The sequence below is a fragment of the Coleofasciculus sp. E2-BRE-01 genome (assembly GCF_040221695.1).
In the GTDB taxonomy this organism is placed as follows: domain Bacteria; phylum Cyanobacteriota; class Cyanobacteriia; order Cyanobacteriales; family Coleofasciculaceae; genus Coleofasciculus.
On sequence record NZ_JAVKEA010000198.1, the window covers coordinates 40,849 to 48,176 of the forward strand.

Consider the following 7,328-nt stretch of genomic DNA (forward strand, 5'->3'; position numbering starts at 1 on the left):
TGACAGCACCAAGATGTAACTCGCGCCCGCCCTGACTACTGTGTCAACGCTGAAATAATAAGTTGGGTTTCGTCCCTTAACCCAACCTACAACATGTAACTTGGTATCATGCAGACGAAAAACTCTTCCCTAATCCCCAATCACAAATCATCAATCCCCAATGTCCTGAAAGCCTGCGCGATCGCGTTATGTTTTTGGGGACTCTCTGGAAGTAAACCAGCTCAAGCGGAGGATGTAAACCTGAAAGTGGGTGTGGTGCAGCGTTTTGGCTCAGAACCCACCGACGAACTGACCCTAAAAGCGACACCTGGGGATAGCTTGAGTTTGCGGTTCTTGGCAGGGGATATGCAACCCCAAACTCTGGAAACTGATCAGGTGACACTGGAGGTGGCGACGCAACCCTTATCCCAACCCGCTTTAGCTGAACATCTAGTCCTCAGCGATCACGCCACCTTTGAAACCGCAGAAGATGCGGCGGATCAGTGGCGTTCACGGGGGATTCAGGTGGAAGTGGTGCAGCCGGAACGCTGGCAAGTCTGGGCGAAACGGGATGTCTATCAGACGCCCCTGCTGCGACGCCTGTTGCTGCAAAGTCTCCAAGCTCAAGGGTACAGCACAGTTAGACTAGAAAGTCAAGTCCTCCCCCAAGTGCCGCGAGTGTCATTTGTGGTGGATGGCTATCGGTATAATCGCCAATGGATAGAGATTGACTCGGAGAATGATTTAATCCAGGTGATTCGCGGTGAAGATAAGCGCAACCCACGTCTGTATGCAGGAAGTCTGAAAATCCAGCCCAATGCTTACGGGACTTACACCCTGGTGAATGACGTTCCCTTAGAAACCTATCTGCGTGGTGTTGTCCCCCATGAAATTGGACCAGGGGCACCATACGCAGCAGTAGAAGCACAAACCATTATTGCTCGCACCTACGCCCTCCGCAATCTGCGTCGATTTACAGCAGACAAATACCAACTCTGTGCAAATACCCATTGCCAAGTCTATCGCGGACTCACAGGAACCGTTCCCACAGCGGATCGCGCGATCGCGAAAACTCAGGGGCTAGTCTTAACTTATAATAATCAGCTCGTAGACGCCTTATATTCCTCCACCTCTGGCGGTGTCACCGCGCCCTTTAGTGATTCCTGGAATGGGTCAGAACGTCCGTATTTAAAAGCCGTGATTGACTCGCCCCAGCCGATTTGGGACTTATCTGAGAAGCCTTTAGGGAATGAACAATACTTCCGCGAATTCATTAACTTGAAAGAAGGATTCAATGAAAGTGGCAGATCTCCCTTCCGGTGGCGGGTAGAAAACTCCCTGGAACAAATTCAGAAAGATTTGCGGCGCTATTTGGAACGAATCAAACATCCCCTAGCCGAGTTTACCACCATCCAACAGATGCAAGTCGTCAAGCGATCGCCCGCCGGACGCATCCTCAAACTGGATGTGCAAACAGATAAGGGTGTGGTTGAACTCCAGAAAAATGAAATCCGTAGTGCCTTTTATCCCCCTCGCAGTACCCTCTTTTACCTTGAACCACTTTACGGTAGCAATAAAGAGGATAAAACCCTGAAAGGCTATGCTTATGTTGGCGGCGGCTTTGGACATGGCGTTGGTTTGAGCCAATATGGTTCCTATAACTTAGCGAATCTTGGTTGGTCAGGGGAGGACATTCTCACGTTTTACTATCCGGGAACCCAAGTTCAACCCTTAAGTGATTCCATTGTTTTTTGGCAAGAACCAGGGAATAGTAAATAAATATCCTATCCGGTTGAATCCGGTTTTCCTCCTGCAAGCGATCGCGGACTAACAGATAGAGAGTTTTCACCTAAATATTGTATTGTAGGGGCGAGTCGCTGCACAAAGTCAGGCGGTGTGAGAATTAACCTATCTCGACTCGCCCTTTTTATGTACGCGGGTCAGCTAATTAAAGGTTGGGATTGTGGTGAAGATAGGGAAAGGAGAACAGGGAATAGAGAACGGTAAACAGTGGTAGTGCGAGCGTCTCGCTCGCTATTTTGTATGGGTTTTTAATAACTGATATCCTCTGGAGGGCGACCCGATCCAATGAATGGCTGGGCGGTGTAAATTGTGGGCGGGTCGCCCCTACAATGTTTTCTGGTAATAGGCGATACTCAGCGGGGAGCGAACCCGAAACCGAACGGCTACCCATCCCGTCATCATTGCCATGCCGGAATCCGGCAAAGCTTTGTTAGTCTAAAAATACATAACCTGCCCATTCCTTTTATCTCACGAACCGCTCATGTCTAGCACCACTTCCCCCCTTATCCAAACGCTAAACCCAGAACGTTGGGCTGGGTGGAGTATGGACTTTATCGGCGCAGGTTATACAGGTTTGTTGGTCAAAAATGGGAAATTTGTCCGCAAATTGAAACCGGGGCGTCATTTCAGCTTCGCTTTACCCCTTCTCGAACAATGTGAACTGGTTCTGGTGGATAGCAAGATTCGCAACCTAGAAATCGTCTCCCAAGGAGATTTCTTATCCCGTGACCAATATTTGATTAATATCTCCCTCAACGTCATGTATCAAGTCGTAGATGCAAGACGAGTCGCCTTGGAACTCTCAGATCCAATTGCAGCCCTCACGAGTGCGGTAAAAGATAGTTTAGGGGTAGCTGTAGGTCAATTGCGGATGGAACAATTAGTTAACCAGGGACGAGTCCATATCCGACAATACCTACTTGACCATGCCGAGATATCCTATTCCCTAGGCTTTGCCCTAGAAGACGTGCGAGTCAGTGATATCAACTTCCCCCAGACGAGGGGAATCATTCGTCAAGTCGAAGGAATGAGCGCCAGACAGGAAGCGGAACACGAAGCCGCCTTAAAGATGCAAATCGCCGAAGCCAGTCGTCCCGTTATCCCCCCACCGCCTATACAGCACGTTAATATTGTTGCACCACAGTCCTCCAATGGGAACCCTGCCGCTTTTGGCACTTCCCCTCAACCCAATTCCTTACCCAGCGCCGAAGAATCCCCAGCAAATCTACCTGTAAGAGATAAACCCGTATTAGCGCCCACGATAATTGCCCAACCCGCTAGTGGAGTACAGGCGCATCTAGTCCACAACGCATCAGGTGCGACATTCAATTTATCCGCCAGCACCTGCACGATTGGACGAGAACCGAATAATACTTTGGTTCTGGATGATGGGTTAAGTTCCCGCTATCATGCTCAGATTACCCAATCCAGAGACGCTCAGGGTCAAATCCAATACCAGTTAATTGATGTGGGTAGTTCTAATGGGACATTTGTTAATGGACAACGGCTTACTCCCCATCAACCTTGTACCCTAACGCCAGGGAATAGTATCCGCATTGGCAATCAGGAATGGACGTTTCGCCCTCACCCCCCAGCCCCCTCTCCCAAGTCTGGGAGAGGGGGAGTCGGATAAATAAAACAGTCAAATCTTGCACATCTGAATTTGTAGTAAACTGAAAGGAAATTATTACAATAGTCCGGTTCCCCTTCTCCCAAGCTTGGGAGAAGGGGTTAGGGGATGAGGGCTGACACAATGGCGAGAATCCGAGGAACAACATCTCAAATCGAAGCAGCCGCCAAGCAACTTCGTCAAACTCAGACTCCAGCAGAACAAAAACTATGGCAAGCCTTGAGAGGACGAAAACTCAATGGCTTAAAATTTCGCCGTCAGCATCCTATTGGGCATTTTATCGTCGATTTCTACTGCCCAGAGTGCAAACTGATTGTTGAAGTTGATGGTAAAATTCATGACTCACAACAGGATTATGATACAACAAGGACAAAACATTTAGAAGCTTATGGTTATCGAGTAATTCGCTGCCAAAATCAAGACGTTATGACTAATCTGGAGGTGGTTTTAGAGACAATTCGTCAGGTTGCCTCTTGTCCATCTCAGGGGACGTTATAAATTCAGAAGCTGACGCGATGTTTAAACGCCTGTGGGATGAAAAGGACGTGAATTAAAACACAGAGGTTTTATTTTATCAATCCATTCAACTTGACAATGGAGGAAACTTTTTTCCCGTACTCAGCAACTCGGCAAAGGCTTCGGCTGATAAGGGCGGACTAAACCAATACCCTTGGATTTCATCACAGTGATGTCCTTTGAGAAAATTCAATTGACTGAGCGTCTCTACTCCTTCGGCGACAACCTTTAACTTGAGACTACGAGCCATTTCTAAAATGGCTTTTGTAATCGCTTCATCGCGGCTATCTTCAGTTACTTTACAGACAAAAGAACGGTCAATTTTTAAAACATCAAAGGGAAAATTTTTTAGCTGAATTAATGCTGAATATCCTGTGCCAAAATCATCGATAGAAATACGAATCCCTAAAGACTTAAATCGCTTTAACGTCGCGATAGCGGTGTCTGGATTTTGCACTAATGTACTTTCGGTTAGTTCTAATTCTAAATACTGGGGCTTCAATCCTGTTTCCTGGAGAATGTCTACGACGAAATTAGCTAAATTAGATTGATTAAACTGACGAGGTGATAAATTCACGGCAATTCGTAAGGGATAAATCCCCTGATCTTGCCAGATTCTGGCTTGCTGACAGGCTTGTCTAAGTACCCATTCGCCTAGTGGCACAATTAGCCCGGTTTTTTCGGCTAAGGGAATAAACTCAACAGGTGAAATAATCCCCCGTTGGGGATGCTTCCAGCGCACTAAGGCTTCCGCCCCTTCAATTTGTCCGGTGAGCAGATTGACTTTCGGTTGATAATAAAGCTGAAACTCCTGCCGTTCTAGGGCTTGACGCATTTGGATTTCTAGCTCAAACGCTTCTTGAGATTTGGCACCAATGGAAGCAATATAAAATTGATAGCGACGATTTCCCAGTTGTTTGGCTTCTTCTCTGGCGACACTAGCGTGTCTAATCAGAGTGTCGAGATCTCGACCATCACGTCCTAAAATAGCAATACCAATGTAGGCAGAGAGAAAGATTTGATCAGAGTCTACCTGAAACGGCAAATCAAACGTCTTTAACAAGGTTTCGACAATTTGAATACTCTCAGGTTTGTGATAATTTCGACTCAAGAGAATGATAAAATGATCACTACCGATTTGAGCGATCGCATCCTGCTGTCCTAACTGACGGTTTAAGCGTTCGACAACGGCTTGGAGTAACTGATCACCAATGGCAAGTCCTAGGGTATTGTTCAGTTGGTTGAGTTGTTCAATCTCCAACGACAACAGGAAAATCTGGAGTTTACCCTGATTTCCCGGTTTCTCTAGCTGATGAAAGCGTTTCTGGAGTAACCGACGATTGGGCAGATTGGGATTGATGATAGACTGCTGTTGGCGTAATTTTACCTTTTGTAATCGCGCCTCGATCGCACTGAGGATTTGGGCGCGAGTAAAGGGCTTGGTTACGTAATCATCTGCCCCCAATGTCATCCCCTGGCGCATATCCGCCTGTTTTGTCTTGGCGGTGAGGAAAATAAAGGGAATCGTCGCCGTTGAGGAGTCTTGTTGTAGGATATGGAGTACACCATAACCATCCAATCCTGGCATCAGGATATCGCAGATAATCAAATCAGGTTGTTTGGTTTGAGCCAAATTTACACCGATTTTACCATTATCGGCACTGAGCGTCTCGAATCCTTCCGCATTCAGTAGTTTAAGTAGATTCCTGTGGATGGCTTTTTCGTCTTCAATTACTAAAATCGTCGTCATGACTATAGCTCGCTGGATATCTCGCCCAATGGGAGCAAGTTGGAAAACGAGGCGAGTATTATCGCTTTCCTGTTGAACACGTTAGAAGTTAGGGGGTAGAACCCAATCCTGGTGAAATTTTGGGCTTGTCGAAGCCAGGAAAAATGATGACTTAGATGTTCGTTGATGGTTATGTACAGTATTTTAAAATTAAACAGTTAAAACCCATAGAAATTCATTGATATTTGTTACTGTTTTTTCTTTTTGTAGAGAAAATAGTTGAGGGTTAATTGTAATTGTTTACGACCCCAAATGTGGATAGTTGTCGCTGTTTTCAGGAAAAAGGCGCGAGTCTCAATTCTACTCTCTAATCCCAGTCTGCTGATGCTGGCATTTTTCCCTGGCGATCGCTGATTAAGGGTAAGCGAACCGTAAACGTTGTACCCACGCCAACGTCACTGGTAACATCAATTTGTCCCTGGTGCAGATCAACACATTGCTTAACAATCGCTAACCCCAATCCTGTCCCCGCGATCGCGCCCACATTGTTTCCCCGATAGAAAAAATCAAACAGGTGGGGTATATCCTCTAACGGGATACCAATTCCCTGATCCTGAATCTCAAAGCAAGCATTCTCTCCCTCACGGGCTAGGTTGAATCGAATCGTACCGCCCACCGGAGAGTATTTAATCGCATTGGATAGCAAGTTAGACAGCATTTGTCGCATCAGTTTTTCATCCACCATTGCAGGTAAACACGTCACTTGACTGACAAAGGTGAGGGTATAGGCTTGATTCTCGTCGTTGGTTAAATGTTTGAGAGTTAAACCCTGCTGAATTTGATCGACTAACCGTTGACAAAAGTCATGAAGTTCCACAGGTGCGGGAGTAAAGGGGAGTTGTTCCCCATCAGCCGTACCGACAAGCTGCATATTTTCCAGCAATTGCAGCATTTGTTGTACTGTTTCCTGAATCAGATGCAACTGTTCCACTTGTTCCGCTTTTGTCCATTGGTAATGTTCCAACAATTCAGCCGTAGACAGAATCGTTGTCAGAGGGGTACGGAATTCATGAGCAGTGATGGATAGAACCTGAGATTTTAAGTCTCCCCGTTGTTTTTCTTGAGCTAAAGCATTCAGAATTTCGGCGTCTGCTGGCTGAGATTTGTCCATTGCTGACGTGAGTTGAGGGTGTTTCGAGAGACTCTCTTGTAGTTGTTGTGCTGACGCTGATGTTGAAGATGGCGTATGAGTGAGGATCTGCTCAACACCCATCACAATCAAGGTTTCAGGAGAAATATCCAGGCGAGTTGCTATATCCTGCAACTTCAGCCAATGGTCATCCGTAAGAGTAATCGCGATCGTTTGCATCTCAGGTTAGTGATTGAGATGCTACCAGTTTAACTTTGAGGATGGGGAGTTGGGGAAGCAAGGGAAGCTGGGGAAGCTGGGGGAGCTGGGGAAGCTGGGGAAGCTGGGGGAGCTGGGGAAGCTGGGGGAGCTGGAACGTCTGTTGTAGGGGCGGGTTTTACCCCATTGGTGTCAACTTAAGGTGAAAGCTCGGTTGAGCAAGGGTGTCGGGTGTCGGGTGTCGGGTGTCGGGTGTCAGGATGGAATTGTCTGTTGGAGGCGAAAAAACCTCACACCTACCACCATTCACCTCACCTATTCAT

At 46.8% G+C, this 7,328-nt stretch carries 5 protein-coding genes; 3 read left to right on the top strand and 2 right to left on the bottom strand.

Features of this window, described 5'->3' with window-relative positions:
• The first annotated feature begins 108 nt into the window (after positions 1-108).
• From RIG66_RS25235 to RIG66_RS25245, 3 genes are all read left to right on the top strand, one after another.
• Positions 109-1,758, top strand: coding sequence for a SpoIID/LytB domain-containing protein (locus RIG66_RS25235; protein WP_446381507.1), 1,650 nt, complete (start codon positions 109-111; stop codon positions 1,756-1,758).
• A gap of 505 nt (positions 1,759-2,263) precedes the next feature.
• Complete coding sequence (locus RIG66_RS25240) at positions 2,264-3,415, top strand: FHA domain-containing protein (protein WP_446381509.1); 1,152 nt, start codon at positions 2,264-2,266, stop codon at positions 3,413-3,415.
• Positions 3,416-3,520: 105 nt separating this feature from the next.
• Complete coding sequence (locus tag RIG66_RS25245; protein WP_446381510.1) at positions 3,521-3,910, top strand: endonuclease domain-containing protein; 390 nt, start codon at positions 3,521-3,523, stop codon at positions 3,908-3,910.
• Between the two features lie 85 nt (positions 3,911-3,995).
• Here RIG66_RS25245 and RIG66_RS25250 read toward each other — a convergent pair whose 3' ends face one another.
• Together RIG66_RS25250 and RIG66_RS25255 are read right to left on the bottom strand one after the other, a co-directional pair.
• Positions 3,996-5,678, bottom strand: coding sequence for an EAL domain-containing response regulator (locus RIG66_RS25250; RefSeq protein ID WP_446381512.1), 1,683 nt, complete (start codon positions 5,676-5,678; stop codon positions 3,996-3,998).
• A gap of 346 nt (positions 5,679-6,024) precedes the next feature.
• Positions 6,025-7,026 (bottom strand): sensor histidine kinase, encoded by a 1,002-nt coding sequence (locus RIG66_RS25255; protein ID WP_446381514.1) that lies wholly within the window; start codon positions 7,024-7,026, stop codon positions 6,025-6,027.
• Positions 7,027-7,328 lie beyond the last annotated feature (302 nt).